The organism is Sedimentitalea sediminis (assembly GCF_042687825.1).
Lineage (GTDB): Bacteria > Pseudomonadota > Alphaproteobacteria > Rhodobacterales > Rhodobacteraceae > Sedimentitalea.
In genome coordinates this window covers 118,944-137,204 of the sequence record NZ_JBHUQE010000004.1, presented here as the reverse complement: position 1 = coordinate 137,204, position 18,261 = coordinate 118,944, and the positions used below count along the sequence as shown (strand labels likewise).

Genomic DNA, 18,261 nt, shown 5'->3' with positions numbered 1-18,261 from the left:
GGCCAATGCGCCGGACCAGTCCGAACCGCGGCATGACGCCGCCGGACCCCGAGGACCGGTGTGCCCGATGAGCCGTCGCTGAACGGCAGAAAGACCGGCCTGCCCCGTGCAGGTCCGAAAGGATATGACTTGAGCGATTTCGACATGATGGGCCTGCCCGCCAAACTGGTGGCGCGGCTTGCGAATATGGGCATCACCCAGCCGACCCCGATCCAGAAACAGGCGATCCCCCATGCCCTGAACGGGCGCGACGTGATGGGCCTGGCACAGACCGGCACCGGCAAGACCGCCGCCTTTGGCCTGCCTCTGGTGACGCGGATGCTGGAATTCGGCAAGAAACCCGAGAAATTCACCGTGCGCGGTCTGGTGCTGGCGCCGACCCGCGAACTGGCCGGACAGATCGCGCAGAACCTGCGCGCGATGACCGAGAACACGCCGCTCAAGGTCGGCATGGTCGTGGGCGGTCAGTCGATCAATGCCCAGATCCACCGGCTGGAGCGCGGCACCGACCTGCTGGTCGCCACGCCCGGACGCCTGATCGACCTGATGGACCGCCGCGCCCTGACCTTGGAGAAGTGCAGCTTTCTGGTGCTGGACGAGGCCGACCAGATGCTGGATCTGGGCTTTATCCATGCCCTGCGCAAGATCGCCGCGATGCTGCCGGCTCAGCGCCAGACCATGCTGTTCTCGGCCACCATGCCGAAACAGATAAACGAGATCGCCAACAGCTATCTCGACCGCCCCGTGCGGGTCGAGGTGTCGCCCCCGGGCAAGGCCGCGGACAAGGTGACCCAAGAGGTGCATTTCATCGCCAAGGCGGAAAAGACCGGCCTGTTGATCGAGCTGCTGGACGGGCACCGCGACGAACGCGCGCTGGTTTTCGGGCGCACCAAGCACGGATCGGAAAAGCTGATGCGGCTCTTGGAAAAGCGCGGTTTTGCCACCGCCTCGATCCACGGCAACAAAAGCCAGGGCCAGCGCGACCGCGCCATCGCTGCCTTCAAGTCGGGCCAGGTCAAGGTTCTGGTGGCCACCGACGTGGCGGCGCGCGGGCTGGACATTCCCGATGTGAAACACGTCTACAACTATGACCTGCCCAACGTGCCGGACAACTACGTGCATCGCATCGGTCGCACCGCCCGCGCCGGCAAGGACGGGGCCGCCATCGCCTTTTGCGCACCTGACGAGATGGACGAGTTCAAGGCGATCCAGAAAACCATGGGTATCGTGATCCCGGTGGCATCGGGGCGTCCCTGGGCGCCCAGCGAGGAAATCGCCAAGCCCAAGCGCGGCGGCGGACGACGCCATGGCGCGCCTGCAGGCGGCAAACCCGCCAACGGCGCGCGCCGGCGCCGCCGCCCCGGACGCGGCAAGACCGGCGGCACCCGCTCGGCGGCCTGATCCGCCTGTCGCTCAGACAAGACAGCCGGCCCGGTTTCGGGCCTGCTCCCCGCATCAGAAGGATACGCGCTCAGGCGTAGAGCGGCTGCACGCCCATCTGCAGATGCAGCGCGTTGACGACCTGCTGGTTCAAGCCCAGCGCCCGCGCCAGGCTGTCCAGATACTGGGCCTCGCCCTCGCTATCGACGCGGATCGACATCAGCGACATCGAATAGACCTGCATCTTTTGTGCGTCCGGCGTGTCGGCCGCCAGCGCATCCGGGTCCACCGGCGCATCCAGCTGGGCGCGGACAAAGGCGATGTCCTCGGGGTCGGCATCCTCGCCCACGGTTTCCATGATCTTGGCCTGTTCGGCGGCATCAATCCGGCCATCCGCCTTGGCGGACTGGATCATCGCCCGCAGCATCAGGGCGGCGGCCTCTTCGGCCTGGGGCGCGGTCTGGACCTTGCTGAACTGGTCCATCATCGCCCCGGCACCCTTGCCGCTCATGGCCGCCGCGCCGCCCAGACCCGCCAGAACACCGGCCAGACCGGTGCCGCCACCGGCCACGCCGGACAGCAGACCGCCCTTGTCGCCGGATGAACCGGTGCCACCGCCACCCAGAATGGCCGAGAGATCGAACCCGCTCTGCTCGGCCAGCTTGGTGATCGTCTCCTGCATGTTGCCCAGCCCGCCGGCACCGCCGGTCATCTGACTGAACATGTCCTGCAATCCGCTCAACCCCGAGCCTCCACCGGACATCTTCGCGATGACCTCCTGCATGTTTCCGACGCCCGGTGCCTGATCGGCCTGCGCCTCCTCCGGGGCGATCTTGGCGCCGCCGAACAGGCCGGCCAGCCCCTGCCCGCGGGACAGGCTGTCGACCCCCCGCGCGGTTGCATATCCGATCGCCACCTTGGCCAACGTTCCCATCAGGCTCATACCTGTCCCCTTTTCCGATTATCTGAAACCATCATCCATACCGTGACAGATCAGCGGCGCCTGTGAAGGGGGAAATGTGGCGCAACCGGCAGAATACTGCGGCAGGGTCGCTCACACAGCCTGCAGATCGGCCCAGATCGGCAAATGATCCGAGGCGATATGCGCGGGCCGTTCGGAATAGACGCCGTGACGCGATGCCCGCAGCCCGGCCCCCAGCGCCATCCGGTCCAGCGCCCCCAGCGGGCGCGGCGCCGGAAAGCTGGGGCGCGGCGGCAGAAACCGCATCTGCGGCGCGCAATGATCCAGCACCGGCTGGCGCGACCATTCGTTGAAATCCCCGGCCCAGACCGTCGGCATATCGCCAAACTCGGCGCATTCCTGCGCCAGATGCTGCACCTGCTGGCGGCGATATTGCCCGATCAGGCCCAGATGCAGCCCGATCACCCGCAAGGGGCCAAACGGAGTCGCGAACTCGGCGCGCACCGCGCCCCTCGGCTCGAGCCCCGGCAGGGCGATATGCCCCTTGCCGGTCAGGCGGATGCGATCGTCACGCCAGATCACGGCATTGCCGTGCCAGCCCAGCGAACCGGCCCCGCCCAGATCGGCGATCTGCCAACCGGCCTCGTGCAACACGAAATGCGGCAGGGCAGCGGGCCGTGGCGGCAGCCGCTTGTCGGCCTCCTGCAGCACCACGATCGCCGCGCCCATCCCGTCCAGCACCTGCAGGATGCGGCGCGGCTGACGGCGCAGGTCCAGCCCGACGCATTTCTGGATGTTATAGCTGGCCAGGCGCAGGCCATCCGGCGTTTCGAGGTGGTTTTTCATTGGCGGCAACTGCCTTGACTGCGACCCGCCCATGTTTGCGGACAGACGCACCGGCGTTCAAGCCCCACCGGGCGACCATCCTCAGGTGCCGCAAAAGGTCGCCGCCACCACCTCGTCCGGTTTTGGCGGGCGCATCAGGTCGGCCTGTTCTGGTTGCGTCGCGTAGGGCCGCGCCAGAACCGCGTTCAACCGGTGAAATGGCGCGTAATCGCCCTGGACCGCCGCTGCGATCATCTCTTCGACCCGGTGGTTGCGCGGGATGAAAGCCGGATTGGCCCGGTCCATCGCCGCCGCCGCTTGGCCTTCGTCCGGCAGCCGCGCGCGCCAGCCGGTCTCCCAGCCGTCAAACGCCGTTGGATCGGTGAACTGGTCGCGCGCGTCGCCCCGGGCCAGGGCGCGGAACGTATTGGTGAAATCGGCCTGGTTCTCGGCCATGCGCCGCAGCAGATCCTCGATCAGCGGCACATCCTGCGGCGTTGCATCCGGCAGCCCGATCTTGGCCCCGAAAACCGAAAGCCAGGCGGACCGGATCAGCCCCGGCATGGCGTGCACGATCTCGGTCGCCTCCTCGACCGCCCCGGCCGGGTCGTCCAGCTGCTGGATCAGCGCGGTGGCCAGCTGGGCCAGGTTCCAGACCGCGATATCGGGCTGGTTGGAATAGGCATAGCGCCCCATGCGGTCGATCGAACTGAACACCGTATCCGGGTGAAACACGTCCATAAAGGCGCAGGGGCCATAGTCGATGGTCTCGCCGGAGATCGCGCAATTGTCGGTGTTCATCACGCCATGGATGAACCCGACCCCCATCCATTGCGCGATCAGCCGGGCCTGGGCGTCGCGCACCGCCGCCAGCAAGCCCATGGGTCCCTCGGCGTCGGGAAAGTGGCGGGAAATGGCATAGTCTGTGAGCCGCTTCAGGCTGTTTCTGTCACCGCGCGCGGCAAAGACCTGAAACGTGCCGACCCGCAGATGGCTGGCGGCAACACGGGTCAGGATGGCGCCGGGCATCGCCCCTTCGCGATAGACCGGCTCGCCGGTCGCGACCGCCGCCAGCGCCCGTGTGGTCGGAATGCCCAGCGCGTGCATCGCCTCGCTGACGACATATTCCCGCAGCACCGGCCCCAGCCAGGCCCGCCCGTCGCCACCGCGCGAATAGGGCGTGCGCCCGGCCCCCTTGAGCTGAATGTCACGGCGTTGCCCGTCCCGGCCCACGGTTTCGCCCAGCAGCACCGCGCGCCCGTCGCCCAGTTGCGGATTGTACTGGCCGAACTGGTGACCGCTGTACAGTTGCGCGATCGGAGTTGCCCCCTCGGGCAGCAGATTGCCGGAAAAGACCTGCGCCAGTTCTTTACGGTCCGCCTCGGCGATCCCCAGCAAGCGCGCCAGATCCTGATTAAACGCCACCAGATGCGGCGCCCGCACCGGACTGGGGGCCTGCGCCGAATAAAACGCCGGCGGCAGTCTTGCATAGCTGTTGTCAAACGGGATGTGCAGGGTCATGCGACGACCATAGGCGGATTGGGCCGGATTTCCATAGCCCCCCGCGCAGAACCGTGATTTGCTGGCACGAAACCGGCACGGACAGGCGCATGACCCCACAAGACATCATCGACCGGCTCGGGCTTTCCCGGCATCCCGAGGGCGGCTGGTACCGCCAGACCTGGGTGGCGCGGAACGCCGGACGGCCCAGCGGCACCTGCATCTACTTTCTTTTGCAGCGGGGCGAAACCAGCCACTGGCACAAGGTCGACGCGACCGAGATCTGGCTCTATCACGCCGGTGCCCCGCTGATCCTGTCGCTCGGCGAGACAGATCGCGGGCCGGCCCGCGACCATGTCCTCACACCCGATCTGACCAAGGGCGAACCGCAGATCGTGGTACCTGAACATCATTGGCAATCGGCGCGCAGCACCGGCGACTATACGCTGGTCAGTTGCACCGTATCGCCAGGGTTCGACTTTGCCGGGTTCACCCTGGCCCCGCTCGGTTTCGACCTGCCGCGCGGTGGCGCCGGCTGACCGGCATCGGCCAGGAAGCCCGATCCGGGAATCGAATGCGCGCCAAAGGCGCGCGCCGCTGGATCACGACGACCGGAATTGCGGTCAGACTGCCGCCTCCTGCGGATCCGGGTGGCTGACCACGCCGCCGCCGACGGCCGCGCGCACGCCGGTGGTACCGGGGCAGGATGTCGGCAGACCGCGCTGAACCCGCACCGCGAGATAGGCAAAGGCCTGCGCCTCGAGCATGTCGCCATCCAGCCCCACCGCCTCGACCGGCGCGACCGGGCAATCCAGACCGGCGCGCAGCATCTGCATCAGCACCGGATTGTGCCGCCCGCCGCCGGTGACCAGCATGCGCGCCGGCGGGCTGGGACAATGCTCGATCCCCTGCACCACGCCGGCGGCGCACATGGCTGTCAGGGTCGCGGCGGCGTCCGCGTCCGACAATTCGCCCACCAGCCGCACCATCTCGGCGAAATCGTTCCGGTCCAGCGATTTCGGCGGGATCCGCGCGAAATAGGCCTCGGCCAGGAACAGTTCCAGCGCACCATCCTCGACGCGGCCGCGCGCGGCCAGTGCCCCGTCCCGGTCCATCGCCTGACCGCAGCGCGCCAGCATCAGGTCGTTCAGCGGCGCGTTGGCCGGCCCGGTGTCAAAGGCCAGCAGCGCGCCGGGCGCCTCGGGCGCGGGCCGAGAGGGATCAACCCAGGTCAGGTTGCCCACCCCGCCCAGATTGAGAAAGCACAGGGGCTGTGCGGCCCCGATATGGCGCGCGCAGGCGAAATGAAAGAACGGCGCCAGCGGCGCGCCCTCGCCCCCCAGGGCCACGTCGTCGCTGCGGAAATCCCAGACCACCGGCACGCCGCCCGCCGCCGCCAGCGCGGCGCCATTGCCGACCTGCAGCGTGCCGCGGTGACGCGGCTCATGCGCCAATGTCTGGCCGTGAAACCCGACCAGATCGGCGCCGGGAAACCCCGCCAACACCTCTGCATGTACCCGATCCACGACGGTGCCAGCGGCCTCGACCGCCGGTCCGTGCCATTGCCCCAGCGCCGTGCGCAGCACCGCCCGTTCGGCCTCGGAATAGCCGCGATACGTGCAGCGGCCAAAGCCGAGGATCGCGTGCCCGTCGGTCTTGACAATTGCCGCGTCCACCCCGTCCAGCGAGGTTCCCGACATCATGCCCAATGCCGTTACCGGCCCCTGCCCCCGGCGCATTCGCCCTGCGGCCCTATTCATGGCCTTTTCCTTTGTTCAACCGCCGCCTATACACTGCCCCGCAACATCAACCCGAGGCAAGCCATGACCTACCACCCGAAATCGGATTTCGTCGCCATCATGATGGAACGCGGCTTTCTGGCCGATTGCACCGATTACCAGGGGCTGGACGACGCGTTGGTCGAAGGGATTGTGCCGACCTATATCGGCTATGACGCCACCGCCAAATCGCTGCATGTGGGGCATCTGTTGAACATCATGATGCTGCGCTGGCTGCAAAAGACCGGGCACAAGCCGATTACCCTGATGGGTGGGGGCACCACCAAGGTGGGCGATCCCAGCTTTCGCTCGGACGAACGCCCGCTGCTGACCCCGGAACAGATCGACAGCAATATCGGCGGCATGAAACAGGTCTTTGCCAAATACCTGTCCTATGGCGACGGCGCCAGCGACGCCCTGATGCTGAACAATGCCGAATGGCTGGACAACCTGAACTATCTTGATTTCCTGCGCGATATCGGGCGGCATTTCAGCGTCAACCGCATGCTGTCCTTTGAAAGCGTGAAATCCCGGCTGGACCGCGAGCAATCGCTGTCCTTTCTCGAATTCAACTACATGATCCTGCAGGCCTATGACTTTCTCGAACTGAACCGCCGCTATGGCTGCCGGCTGCAGATGGGCGGATCGGACCAGTGGGGCAATATCGTCAACGGCGTCGATCTGACCCGCCGGGTACTCGAGACCGAGGTGTTCGGCCTGACCTCGCCGCTTTTGACCACCAGCGACGGGCGCAAGATGGGCAAATCGGCGGGCGGCGCGGTCTGGCTGAATGCCGACATGCTGGCGCCCTATGAATTCTGGCAGTTCTGGCGCAACACCACCGATGCCGATGTCGGCCGGTTCCTGAAACTCTATACCGAACTGCCGGTCGATGAATGCGATCGGCTGGGGGCGCTGCAGGGCGCCGAGATCAACGCCGCCAAGATCCGTCTGGCCAACGAGGTGACGACCCTGTGCCACGGGGCCGAGGCCGCAGCTGCTGCCGAGGCCACGGCGCGCGAAGTGTTCGAAAAAGGCGGCATCGGGGACGATCTGCCGACGCTGGATCTGTCGCCCGCCGAGGTCGAGGGCGGCATCTCGATCGTGCAGGTTCTGGTCAAGTCCGGGCTGGTCAAATCCGGCAAGGAAGCCAAGCGCCTGATCGCCGAAAACGGCGCGCGCCTGGATGACGCGCCGCTGACCGATGCCGGGCTGATGCTGGATGCGGCCGCGCTGGCCAGCCCGATCAAGCTGAGCGCCGGCAAGAAACGCCATGCGCTGGTTCAGTTGGCCGGCTGAACACCGTTGGCGTCGGCGCGGCAATCGCGCCGACCGGGCTACAGCAGCAGCCAGTCGATCAGGCTGAGCAGCAGGAACACCGGCACCGAAAGGACCGTCGCCAGAACCACCGCCGCGGCCCGCGTGGGACGCGGCGCGGCGGCGGCCTTGGCGCGAATGGAGGAGTTCCTAGCCATGCGCCCATTAACCTCAAATTAGGTTAATGGCGGGTAAACAGATGCGATGTTCGACCTGACACCGCATGATCCCGCGCCGCCCGCCCTGCAACAATACCCCGGTTTCGCCGCCGCCCTCAGAGCCTGCGGACGGGCGCCGCTGATTCTGGACGGCGACGAGCCCCTGCTGGTCTTGCGCCGCCGGTTCCGCGGTGGCTTGCGGCTGGCGATGCTGTCGCGGGCGCGCATGGACGATCCGGCCGATTGCCTGGCGCGCCTGCGCCAGGCCGGGCTGGGCCGCAGCGCCGTTATCCTGTCGCCGGACACCCCCTGCCCCGACCTGGCGCAACAGGGCGCGCTGGCGCTGATGACCCCGGCCAGCGTCGCCGAGCTGGACCTGACCCCGGACCGCGACCGCCGCCGCGCGGCGTTGCACCAGAAATGGCGCAACCGGCTGAAACACGCCGAGACCGGCCCGCTGCGCGTCACCCGTCAGAACATGCCCGCCGATCCCGGCCACTGGCTGCTGGTGGCGGATGCGCTGCAACAGCGCCGCCGCGGATACCGCGGCTGGCCGGCCGCACTGACCGCGGCCTATGCCGCGGAAAACCCCGGCATGGCGAAACTGTTCACCGCCTTTGACGGCAAGACCCCGGTGGCGGCGATGCTGATCCTGCGCCACGGCGCCGGCGCCACCTATCACATCGGCCATACCGACGCGGCAGGCCGGCGGATGTCGGCACATAACCTGCTGATGTGGCACGCTTCATGCTGGCTGGCGGCGCGCGGGCACACGCGGCTGGAACTGGGTCTGATCGACACGCGGCACGCAACCGGGCTGGCGCGGTTCAAGCTGGGCACCGGCGCGCATCTGCGACGGCTGGGCGGCACCTGGGGCTGGTGGCCGCCGCTGGGCCGCGTGCTGGCGCCGCTGGCGGCCCTGGATCGGGGCCGCATGTGAGACTCGCCCGCCCGCTCGCGGGTGGCGGTATCGACAGCGCAGTTCGGGCGCGGTATTGATAGTGCCTGACAAGGCTCCAGCCGGTCCGCCCGGCCAAAGGGAGACGCCCCATGCCGACCTGCCGAGAACAGGCCACAGCCACGCAACTGATCGACGACGACCGGGTGCGCGTCACCCGGTTCGACTTTGCCCCCGGCACGGAAACCGGCTGGCACCGGCACGAACTGGACTATGTGATCACCGCGCTGACCGCGTGCCACATGCGGCTGGAAAACCCGGATGGCTCGGCGCAGGAAACCCGCATTGCCGCCGGCGAGGCCTATCGCCGCGACCGGGGTGTTGAACACAACGTGATCAATGCCGGCGCCGCGCCCATGGCCTTTGTCGAGGTCGAACTGAAACCCTGACACGGCCGCGCAGAGCGGCGGCCCCAAGTCGAATCCCGGTTCAGACTCAGCCGGCGGCCGCCTTGTCTTCCAGCATCAGCCATTCCTCTTCAGCGGCACTCAGCCGGGTCTGACGCGCCACCAGCGCCTCGGTCGCCTTGGCGAATTTCACCGGTTCGCGGGTATAGAGCTGGGGGTCGGCCAGCAGGGTTTCCAGCTTGGCGATCTCGGCTTCCAGCCGTTCGATCTCGCCCGGCAGCGCCTCGAGCCGATGCTTTTCGGTAAAGGACAGGCCAGGCTTTGGCGTGGCCGGGCGTTTTGCTTTCTCTTTGGCCGGTTTTGCCCGCTCGGTATCCGCAGCCGGACTGGGGGCGGTGGCGCCGCGCTGTTCCACATAGTCGCTCCAGCCGCCGGCATAGACCACGGCGCGACCCTGCCCCTGCAGCGCCACGGTCGTGGTCGCCACCCGGTCGAGGAAGTCGCGGTCGTGACTGACCAGCAGAACCGTGCCGTCGTAATCGTCCAGCAGCTCCTGCAACAGGTCTAGGGTTTCCACATCCAGATCGTTGGTCGGTTCGTCCAGAACCAGCAGATTGCTCTGCCGCGCCATCAGGCGGGCCAGCAGCAGCCGCGCTTTTTCGCCGCCCGACAGGCTGCGCACCGGCGCCCGGGCCTGACGTTCGTCAAACAGGAAATCCTTGAGATAGCCGACCACGTGGCGGGGCGCGCCGCGCACCATCACCTGATCGGCCTTGCCCGACACGCGCATGTCGGCATCACCCGTCAGGCTGTCCCACAGGCTGGCATCCGGGTCCAGCTGCGCGCGGCTCTGGTCGAACACCGCCACCTGAAGATTGGTGCCCAGCTTGACGCTGCCGCTGTCCGGCGCAAGCTGGCCCAGCAGCAGGTTCAGCAAAGTCGTCTTGCCGGCGCCGTTCGGCCCGACAAAGGCCACCCGGTCGCCGCGCTGCACGGTCAGGGAAAAATCGCGCAGGATTTCGGTGTCGCCAAAACGCTTGGCGATCGCCTTGGCCTCGATAACCTTGCGCCCCGATTTCGGCCCCGATGCCAGCGCCATGTCGGCGCTGCCCTGGCGGCGGATCTGGCCGGCGCGCTCGGCCCGCAGCGCCTGCAGCGCGCGCACGCGGCCCTGATTGCGCTTGCGCCGGGCACTGATCCCTTCGACCGCCCAGCGGGCTTCGGACTTGATCAGCCGGTTCAGCTTGTGGCGTTGCGTGTCCTCTTCCTGCCAGACCGCGTCGCGCCAGGCCTCGAACGCGTCAAACCCCTTTTCCTGACGCCGCACCATGCCCCGGTCGATCCACAGGGTGGCGCGCGACAGACGGCGCAGAAACGCCCGGTCGTGGCTGATCAGCACAAAGGCCGCGCGGGTGGTCGACAACTCGTCCTCGAGCCAGCCGATCGCCTCGATGTCCAGATGGTTGGTCGGCTCGTCCAGCAGCATCAGGTCGGGCGCCTCGCCCATCAGCTTGGCCAGCGCCGCGCGCCGCCGTTCGCCGCCCGACGCGGTCTGCACGGCACGGGCCGGATCGAATTTCAACCCTTCCGCAGCGCGCTCGACCCGGTACATCTCGCCCGGTTCCAGCCCGCTGGCGGCATAGTCGCCCAGCGTGGCAAAGCCGGTCATGTCCGGGTGCTGCTCCATATAGCCCACGGCATTGCCCGGCGGCACGACCACGGTGCCGCTGTCGGCCTCGACCAGCCCGGCCATCATCTTCATCAGGGTCGATTTGCCCGACCCGTTGCGGCCCACCAGCGCCAGCCGGTCGCCGGGCTGCACCACCAGGTCAAGACCGGCAAACACCGGTTCGCCGCCAAAGGTCAGAGAAATGTCGGACAATTGCAAAAGGGGGATACGCGCCATGCTGCCAGCTAAACCGCGCAGGCAAGACCGTCAACGGCGAAACCTAGCCCGCGATCGTCCGCAAAAGCCGCTGGCGCGCTGCAGGAATGGCGCTGATTTCCATCCCGGTGAACACGTGCAGCGTGCCCATCTGCCGGTCGACCACCGCGTGATCGCCGACCCGCCCGCCCATCGTCAGATAGCTGCGCAGCAGGGGCGGCATCTGCTGCATTGCCCGCATCCGGTCAGGGGCGGGGGCGGCCTGACGGGCGAACCGGATCACCTCGGGGGCGCGAAGGCGCGGCGCCCAGCAGTCCGGGGCCAGATGCCGCGCCGCCAGCAGATCAAAGGCCGCGCGGTAGGGATGCGGCGACAGGCCGGCAAATGAGGTGCAGCCGATCAGCATGTCGATGCGCCGGGAGTCGACGATTCGCGTCAGCGCGGCCCATGCGATGCGCAAAATGTCCGGATCATGCCAGCCGGGACGCAGGCAGAAACGTCCAAGTTCGGCGATTCGCCGCTGACCGGCGAACAGGACGTCCAGATCATAGAACTGGGCCGCATAGCTTTGCCTGGGTCCGGTACCGCCATGACCCGGCAGAAGGCGGAAACAGCAGACCGGTGTCCCGGACCCGAGATGGGTCACCAGCATGTGCAGGCTCGTGTCGTCGAAATCGTCGCGATCCGGTGCGGGGGTGGCAAAGCTGGCGGTGCGCAGCGCCTGAGCCGCCTGGATGTCAGCCGCGCCGCGCGCCGGAGCGATGCGGTATCGCCCTCTAGTCAGAACAGGCCCCTCATTCGGCATTTCCGGCTCCGCTGGCTGTCGGCGCGACCGTCAGGCCGGCACCGTCATGCGTTCAATTCCGTGATGTTGCGGCCCCTATTGCGGCGCGACGGTGGAGGGGCTGAAGTTGCCCAGATTCCCCAGCAATTGCCGCAGAAACGTCTTGTTCTGAACGCTGGAATCGGTGACTCGCCGGTTCAGAGCAATGGCCCGCCCGTCCTGCAGGCTGTAGCGTTCGATGTTTTCCACGGTACCGGACCGCGTAAAGCTGATCGCCACCAGTTGCCGTTCGACGATGCGCGGTTCTGTTGCGCCATAGTGCCGCATTCGGGTGCTGACGTAATAATAGCCGCCCTCGCTCAGAACTCCCGACGCCGCCGGCGAACCGATGGCTTCGGTCACGCTGTCGCGCGTGTCGACTCCGACCGTGACCTCGGCCAGTTCCTCCTCGGTGGGGACATACCCGTGGTCGCGATAGATTGCCGAACAGCCGGCGACAGCGACCAGCGCGCCCGCCACCAGAGCGGTGCGGATCATCCGATTCAGCCGTGATAGGTTCGCCGACATGGCCGTCCCCTTGCCTTGGCACGCGGTGCCTTCTATCCCGAGTTACAGAAACCGGCCAGATGGTTCAAGAAACGAAAGCCCAGCAATGCCCGACACGACCGTCCTCAGGGTCGCGGATCTGCCCCAGAACGCGCCCACCGTCTTTGAGTTGCGGCCCGATTCCGCCACCTGTGCGGCCCTGGCCGCCGAATTGGGGCTGATCGGGCTGCGCAAGCTGCGGTTTGCTGGCCAGATCGCCGCGGTCGGCAGCGCCGACTGGCAACTGACCGGCAAGCTGGGCGCGACGGTGGTGCAGCCCTGTGTTGTCAGCCTGTCCCCGGTCACCACGCGAATCGATACAGATGTGCGCCGTCTGTTCGTTGCCGGGTTGCCCGAAATCGAGGCGGAAGAGGTCGAGATGCCCGAAGACGACACGGTCGAGCCCCTGGGCAGCGTGATCGACATCGGCGCGGTGATGGCCGAGGCGCTGGCGTTGGCGCTGCCGCTCTACCCCCGCGACGAGGCAGCACAGCTGCAAACCGCGACCTTTGCCGAACCGGGCACGGAACCCCTGAGCGACGAGGACGCCCGCCCCTTTGCCGGGCTGGCCGGACTGCGCGACGCGCTGAAAAAGGACGAATGAGTCCCGCATGCCGACCGCCACCGCTCGGGTTCGGGCTGCAGCGCAGAAAAACCGCTTGCACCGACGCTGAATCACAGTATTTTCGCGCGCTCATCGGAATTATGGTTGGACATCGGACGGGCCTCGGCCTAAACGCACGTCACGCCGGTCAGAACGATACGCGAAACGAACAATGCAACATGGCCTTCGGGAACGCCCGCCGGCCCATATCAGACAAAGGTTGAGACATGGCTGTCCAACAGAACAAAGTATCCAAATCGCGCCGCAACAACCGTCGTGCGCACGATGCACTGGTTGCTGCAAACCCGAACGAATGCCCGAATTGCGGCGAGCTGAAGCGCCCGCACCACGTTTGCGCGTCCTGCGGCCATTATGACGACAAGGAAGTCGTCGCACTGGCTGACGAGATCGATCTGGACGAAGACGCGGCGTAGGCCGACCAGACAGGCATTTGCATGACGGCCCAGCCCGATCAGAACCCCGCAAACGCCGGACGCATCCTTATTTCGGTTGACGCCATGGGCGGCGATGACGGTCCCTCGGCCGTTGTCGCCGGCATTGCCATGTCTGCGGAAAAGAATCCGGATATCGGGTTCGTTCTGCACGGTCCCCAGGACATTCTGAAACCCCTGGTCGCCCGCCGCGACGTGCTGGCGGGCCGCGTCACGTTCCGCGACGTGAGCGATGTCGTGACGATGGAGGACAAGCCCAGCCAGGTGATGCGCAACGGCAAGGGCACCTCGATGTGGTCGGCCCTGGAATCCGTGCGCAGCGGCGAGGCCGCGGGCGCGGTGTCCTGCGGCAATACCGGTGCGCTGATGGCGCTCAGCGTGATCCGCCTGCGCAAGCTGCCCGGCGTGAATCGTCCGGCCATTGCGATCCTGTTTCCCTCGAGCAATTCCCAGGGGTTCAACGTGATGCTGGATGTCGGCGCCGATATCCGCGCCGATGCCCGCGACCTGCTGCAATATGCACTGATGGGGGCGTCTTATGCCCGCAACGGGCTGGGGCTGGAACATCCTCGGATCGGGCTCTTGAATGTCGGCACCGAGGAACACAAGGGCCGCACCGAACTGAAAGAGGCGCATGGGCTGATCGCGGATTTCGCCGGCCCGGCGGATTTCGATTTTGTCGGCTTTGTCGAGGGCAGCGACATTCCCGGCGATGCCGCCGACGTCATCGTCACCGACGGCTTTACAGGCAATGTCGCGATCAAGACCGGCGAGGGCACCGCGCGGTTGATCGCCGACCTGCTGCGCCAGGCTTTCAAATACTCGATCCTGTCTCGAATCGCGTCGGTTCTGGCGATCACCTCGCTGGCCCGGCTGAAAAAGCGGATCGACCCGCGCCGCGTCAATGGCGGCGTGTTCCTGGGTCTGAACGGCACCGTGGTCAAATCGCATGGCAGCGCGGATGCCACCGGCGTCTCGGCGGCGGTCAAGCTGGCCTTTCGTCTGGCAGAAGGCGGTTTCTCGGAAAAACTGGCGGCGCGGGTTGCATCCACCGGCGAGCTTGCCCAAGATGCCGCCGAACCGGCCCCCGGCGAGGCGCCGCAACAGGCAAAACAACAACAAGAAGAAGGTCAGGCATGACAGTGCGCGCAGTTGTTCTCGGAGTCGGCCATTATCTGCCCGAGCGGGTCGTGCCGAACTCGTATTTCGAGACAACTCTGGAAACGACCGACGAGTGGATTCAGTCCCGGTCCGGCATCCAGCAGCGACATTTCGCGGCCGAAGGCGAAACCACGTCTGATCTGGGCACCCACGCGGCCCGTGCCGCCCTGGCCGATGCCAATCTGCAGCCCGACGATATCGACGCCATCATCCTGGCCACATCGACCGCCGATCTGACCTTTCCCTCGGCCGCCACCATGGTGCAGTCCGCGCTGGGCATGGAACAGGGGTTCGCCTTTGACCTGCAAGCGGTCTGCGCCGGGTTCGTCTATGCGCTGAGCACCGCCAATGCGTTGATCCTGTCGGGTCAGGCCAAGCGGGTGCTGGTGATCGGCGCGGAAACCTTCAGCCAGATCATGGACTGGACCGACCGCGGCACCTGTGTCCTGTTCGGCGACGGCGCCGGCGCGCTGGTGCTTGAGGCGCAGGAATGCGCCGGAAATTCCGACGATCGCGGCATCCTGTCCACCGACCTGAATTCGGACGGCCGGCACAAGGACCTGCTTTACGTCGATGGCGGCGTCTCGATGCAGACCACCGGTCACCTGCGCATGCAGGGCAACCAGGTGTTCCGGCACGCGGTCGAAAAGCTGGCGGCCACCGCGGAAACCGCGCTGACCAAGGCCGGGCTGAGTTCGGAGGATGTCGACTGGATCGTGCCGCACCAGGCCAATATCCGCATCATCCAGGGCACCGCCCGCAAGATGGGGCTGGAGATGGAGCGCGTCGTCGTCACGGTTCAGGACCACGGCAACACCTCGGCGGCCTCAATACCGCTGGCCCTGTCCGTGGCCAAGGAACGCGGCCAGATCAAACCCGGCGACCTCATCGTGACCGAGGCGATCGGCGGCGGGCTGGCCTGGGGGGCGGTGGTCCTGCGCTGGTAAAGCGCGCTTTTGGGCGTACGATAACCGCGGTTAACCACGCCTCTTGCAAATCATTGATATTGACAGCGAAATTGCCTCCGCCCTATGCTCGTGCGCAAATCAGGGGGAGAAGATGGGCGAAAAAACACTGACACGGATGGACCTGAGCGAAGCGGTGTTCCGCGAAGTCGGTCTGTCCCGCAACGAAAGCGCGCAACTGGTCGAAAGCATGCTCGAACACATGTCGGATGCGCTGGTTCGGGGCGAGCAGGTCAAAATCTCTTCCTTTGGCACGTTCAGCGTGCGGGACAAATCGGCCCGGATCGGGCGCAACCCCAAAACCGGCGAAGAAGTGCCGATCCAGCCACGGCGGGTACTGACGTTTCGGCCATCGCACCTGATGAAGGATCGCGTCGCCGCCGGAAACAAGAAACGCTGACCCGGAGCAGAATGCATGAGCAAGTCACCCGACGCCTTTCGCACGATCAGCGAGGTCGCCGACTGGTTGGGGGTGCAGGCACATGTGTTGCGCTTCTGGGAAAGCAAGTTCAGCCAGATCAAACCCGTCAAGCGTGCTGGCGGGCGGCGCTATTACCGACCGAACGACATGCGATTGCTGGGCGGCATCAAGAAGCTGCTGCATGAGGATGGGCTGACCATCAAGGGGGCTCAGAAAATTCTCAAGGAACAAGGCGTCGGCCACGTGGCCGAGATGTCGCAGTCGCTTGAGGAAATCGACGACACCGCCGCAACCACCGGCCCCGCCCTGCGCGCGGTGCCGACTGCGGCCAAGCCCGTGGCCTTTGCCGATCTGGACGATGATTTCGGCGAAGAAGACGACAGTCCGGGCGGAGATCTTTTTTCCGCAGCAGCGGTGCCCGCGCCAACCACCGGCGACGGCAACCCAGCCCCGCGCCCGCCTGATGACGCCGCCGCCCCGTCTGCACCACAGGCCTCGCAGTCAGGGTCGACAGCTTCAGCTGGCGCCCCCGCATTCATGCACCGACCCGCGCCCCAGAGCGCGTCCGACGCCGCATCACGGCAGGCTGCGCAGCAATCGGAAACGGCTGCGCCAACGCCCGCAGCTGCGCCGGAAACCGTGCCGCCATCCGGCTTGGAACCGGTGCAGGCCGAACCGGCCCAGACCGCGCCGGCCGCACCGCAACCATCTGCGTCCGGACAGTCAGAAACCGAACCGGAACCGCCGCGCGCCCGGGTTGTCGATGCCCCGGATCCGCCCAGCGAAGCCCGTCTGCCCTACAGCCCCGGCGTGTTGGCGCAACTGGCGATGCTGGACCGTGTCACCACCGAACAGTCCGAACAGCTGGCACCCCTGGTGCAGGATTTGCGGAACTGGCTGGCCACAAAAGCCGGACCCGGCGCGACTTAGGGCGTTTCCAGTGATTTCCCCTTGCCCCCGGTCGGAAAACCGGTATGAACACCGCATCGTCGGGCTATGGCGCAGCCTGGTAGCGCGTCCGTCTGGGGGACGGAAGGTCGCAGGTTCGAGTCCTGCTAGCCCGACCAAATCACACCGACGATGCCCGCCTGCCCGCCTCCGACCAACGGAGGCAGGGGCATGGCAATGACGGGCGTCAGTCCGAACCAGCATATCAGCGCAATGATCCGCGACGGCGCCATCTCCGCCGCAGCCGCAATCACGCCGGGACAGGTTCAGCCGGCCAGTCTGGATCTGCGGCTGGGCCACGTTGCCTACCGCGTGCGCGCCTCGTTCCTGGCCGGACGCGACCGCACCGTGGCCCAGCGGCTGGCGGAATTCCAGATGCACCAGATCGACCTGACCGGCGGCGCGGTGCTGGAAAAGGGCTGCGTCTATGTGGTGCCGCTGCAGGAAAGCCTGGCCCTGCCCCCGGGCATGTCCGGCGCTGCCAGCGCGAAATCCTCTATCGGGCGGCTTGATCTCTTGACCCGGATCATCACCGATTACGGGGTCGAGTTCGACCGGGTGCCCGCGGGCTATGCCGGTCAGCTTTATGTCGAGATCTGCCCGCAGAGCTTTTCGGTGATCGCACAGACCGGGCAGATGCTGAACCAGATCATTTTTCGCACCGGCAAGACGGTGATCGACGACGTTGCCTTGCGCGCCATTCACCGCGAAACCCCCATCGTGTCGGGCGAGCCGGTGATCTCTGACGGGCTGGGCTTTTCGGTCGACCTGAAACCCCGCGCCGGGCATCTGGTCGGCTATCGCGCCAAGCCGCATACCGGCGTCATCGATCTGAGCAGGCTGAACCATTACGACCCGGCGGATTTCTGGGAACAGGTGCATACCGACAAGGGCTGGATCATTCTGGACCCCGGCGCCTTTTACATTCTGGTCAGCCGCGAGGCCATCGCCATCCCGCCCCATTGCGCCGCCGAGATGGCCCCCTATCTGGCGATGGTGGGCGAGTTCCGGGTACATTATGCCGGGTTCTTTGACCCGGGTTTCGGGCACGCAGCTGCCGGTGGGGCCGGCTCGCGCGGGGTTCTGGAAGTGCGCTGTCACGAGGCACCGTTCGTGCTGGAGCACGGACAGGTCGTCGGCCGGCTGGTCTATGAGCGCATGGCCGCAGTGCCGACCCAGCTTTACGGCGCGGATATCGCTTCGAACTATCAGGGCCAGGGGCTGAAACTGTCCAAGCACTTTCGCGCACCGGCGGATTGAACCTCACCCGC

General features: G+C 66.4%; 20 protein-coding genes and 1 tRNA gene. 13 read left to right on the top strand and 8 right to left on the bottom strand.

Translation table 11 applies throughout. From position 1 onward, the window contains the following. Nucleotides 1–129: 129 nt before the first annotated feature. On the top strand, nt 130–1,401 hold the full coding sequence (locus tag ACFMPD_RS05390) for a DEAD/DEAH box helicase (RefSeq protein ID WP_380992584.1): 1,272 nt from the start codon (nt 130–132) through the stop codon (nt 1,399–1,401). A 70-nt stretch (nt 1,402–1,471) separates the two neighbouring features. Here ACFMPD_RS05390 and ACFMPD_RS05385 read toward each other — a convergent pair whose 3' ends face one another. The 3 genes from ACFMPD_RS05385 to ACFMPD_RS05375 form a co-directional block, all read right to left on the bottom strand. After that, nucleotides 1,472–2,323, bottom strand: a complete 852-nt coding sequence (locus tag ACFMPD_RS05385; protein ID WP_380992582.1) for a DUF533 domain-containing protein — start codon at nt 2,321–2,323, stop codon at nt 1,472–1,474. 111 nt (nt 2,324–2,434) lie between these two features. Beyond that, nucleotides 2,435–3,148, bottom strand: a complete 714-nt coding sequence (locus tag ACFMPD_RS05380; RefSeq protein ID WP_380992580.1) for an endonuclease/exonuclease/phosphatase family protein — start codon at nt 3,146–3,148, stop codon at nt 2,435–2,437. An 81-nt stretch (nt 3,149–3,229) separates the two neighbouring features. Continuing rightward, complete coding sequence (locus ACFMPD_RS05375; RefSeq protein ID WP_380992578.1) at nt 3,230–4,648, bottom strand: protein adenylyltransferase SelO; 1,419 nt, start codon at nt 4,646–4,648, stop codon at nt 3,230–3,232. Nucleotides 4,649–4,737: 89 nt separating this feature from the next. On the opposite strand from ACFMPD_RS05375, the gene ACFMPD_RS05370 reads away from it, so the two are divergent. Continuing rightward, a complete protein-coding gene (locus ACFMPD_RS05370) occupies nt 4,738–5,166 on the top strand; it encodes a cupin domain-containing protein (RefSeq protein WP_380992575.1) in 429 nt (142 codons plus the stop codon). A gap of 84 nt (nt 5,167–5,250) precedes the next feature. Here ACFMPD_RS05370 and ACFMPD_RS05365 read toward each other — a convergent pair whose 3' ends face one another. After that, nucleotides 5,251–6,387 (bottom strand): anhydro-N-acetylmuramic acid kinase, encoded by a 1,137-nt coding sequence (locus ACFMPD_RS05365; RefSeq protein ID WP_380992572.1) that lies wholly within the window; start codon nt 6,385–6,387, stop codon nt 5,251–5,253. A gap of 63 nt (nt 6,388–6,450) precedes the next feature. Here ACFMPD_RS05365 and tyrS point away from each other — a divergent pair, with 63 nt between their 5' ends. Next, nucleotides 6,451–7,704, top strand: coding sequence for a tyrosine--tRNA ligase (gene tyrS / locus ACFMPD_RS05360; protein ID WP_380992570.1), 1,254 nt, complete (start codon nt 6,451–6,453; stop codon nt 7,702–7,704). A gap of 38 nt (nt 7,705–7,742) precedes the next feature. Here tyrS and ACFMPD_RS05355 read toward each other — a convergent pair whose 3' ends face one another. Then, nucleotides 7,743–7,880 carry a hypothetical protein gene (locus ACFMPD_RS05355; protein WP_380992568.1) on the bottom strand — a complete coding sequence of 46 codons (138 nt, stop codon included), beginning with the start codon at nt 7,878–7,880 and terminating at the stop codon, nt 7,743–7,745. Nucleotides 7,881–7,926: 46 nt separating this feature from the next. Between ACFMPD_RS05355 and ACFMPD_RS05350 the strand changes: the two genes are divergently transcribed. Together ACFMPD_RS05350 and ACFMPD_RS05345 are read left to right on the top strand one after the other, a co-directional pair. Next, nucleotides 7,927–8,820 (top strand): GNAT family N-acetyltransferase, encoded by an 894-nt coding sequence (locus ACFMPD_RS05350; RefSeq protein WP_380992566.1) that lies wholly within the window; start codon nt 7,927–7,929, stop codon nt 8,818–8,820. A gap of 110 nt (nt 8,821–8,930) precedes the next feature. After that, nucleotides 8,931–9,227, top strand: coding sequence for a cupin domain-containing protein (locus ACFMPD_RS05345; protein ID WP_380992564.1), 297 nt, complete (start codon nt 8,931–8,933; stop codon nt 9,225–9,227). 46 nt (nt 9,228–9,273) lie between these two features. Here the strand turns inward: ACFMPD_RS05345 and ACFMPD_RS05340 are convergent, their stop codons facing one another. The 3 genes from ACFMPD_RS05340 to ACFMPD_RS05330 form a co-directional block, all read right to left on the bottom strand. Continuing rightward, a complete protein-coding gene (locus ACFMPD_RS05340) occupies nt 9,274–11,091 on the bottom strand; it encodes an ABC-F family ATP-binding cassette domain-containing protein (protein ID WP_380992562.1) in 1,818 nt (605 codons plus the stop codon). A 43-nt stretch (nt 11,092–11,134) separates the two neighbouring features. Next, the gene (locus tag ACFMPD_RS05335) at nt 11,135–11,875 is read right to left on the bottom strand and encodes a GNAT family N-acetyltransferase (RefSeq protein ID WP_380992560.1); all 741 of its coding nucleotides are present in this window, start codon (nt 11,873–11,875) and stop codon (nt 11,135–11,137) included. 75 nt (nt 11,876–11,950) lie between these two features. Further along, the gene (locus ACFMPD_RS05330) at nt 11,951–12,421 is read right to left on the bottom strand and encodes an outer membrane protein assembly factor BamE (protein ID WP_380992558.1); all 471 of its coding nucleotides are present in this window, start codon (nt 12,419–12,421) and stop codon (nt 11,951–11,953) included. A gap of 85 nt (nt 12,422–12,506) precedes the next feature. On the opposite strand from ACFMPD_RS05330, the gene ACFMPD_RS05325 reads away from it, so the two are divergent. From ACFMPD_RS05325 to ACFMPD_RS05290, 8 genes are all read left to right on the top strand, one after another. After that, nucleotides 12,507–13,043 (top strand): YceD family protein, encoded by a 537-nt coding sequence (locus ACFMPD_RS05325; RefSeq protein WP_380992556.1) that lies wholly within the window; start codon nt 12,507–12,509, stop codon nt 13,041–13,043. 227 nt (nt 13,044–13,270) lie between these two features. Beyond that, nucleotides 13,271–13,477, top strand: coding sequence for a 50S ribosomal protein L32 (rpmF, locus tag ACFMPD_RS05320; RefSeq protein WP_380992554.1), 207 nt, complete (start codon nt 13,271–13,273; stop codon nt 13,475–13,477). A gap of 21 nt (nt 13,478–13,498) precedes the next feature. Next, entirely contained in the window at nt 13,499–14,635 is a 1,137-nt protein-coding gene (gene plsX / locus ACFMPD_RS05315; RefSeq protein ID WP_380992552.1) for a phosphate acyltransferase PlsX, read from the top strand. Beyond that, nucleotides 14,632–15,603, top strand: a complete 972-nt coding sequence (locus tag ACFMPD_RS05310; protein WP_380992550.1) for a beta-ketoacyl-ACP synthase III — start codon at nt 14,632–14,634, stop codon at nt 15,601–15,603. The genes plsX and ACFMPD_RS05310 overlap by 4 nt, the downstream gene beginning before the upstream one ends. A 112-nt stretch (nt 15,604–15,715) precedes the next feature. Continuing rightward, nucleotides 15,716–16,021: an integration host factor subunit alpha gene (gene ihfA, locus ACFMPD_RS05305; RefSeq protein ID WP_380992548.1), complete on the top strand. Its 306-nt coding sequence runs from the start codon at nt 15,716–15,718 to the stop codon at nt 16,019–16,021. Nucleotides 16,022–16,036: 15 nt separating this feature from the next. Further along, nucleotides 16,037–16,972, top strand: a complete 936-nt coding sequence (locus tag ACFMPD_RS05300) for a MerR family transcriptional regulator (protein WP_380992546.1) — start codon at nt 16,037–16,039, stop codon at nt 16,970–16,972. 60 nt (nt 16,973–17,032) lie between these two features. After that, nucleotides 17,033–17,109, top strand: a tRNA-Pro gene (locus ACFMPD_RS05295). Between the two features lie 58 nt (nt 17,110–17,167). Beyond that, complete coding sequence (locus ACFMPD_RS05290; protein ID WP_380992709.1) at nt 17,168–18,250, top strand: 2'-deoxycytidine 5'-triphosphate deaminase; 1,083 nt, start codon at nt 17,168–17,170, stop codon at nt 18,248–18,250. The last annotated feature ends 11 nt before the right edge of the window (nt 18,251–18,261 follow it).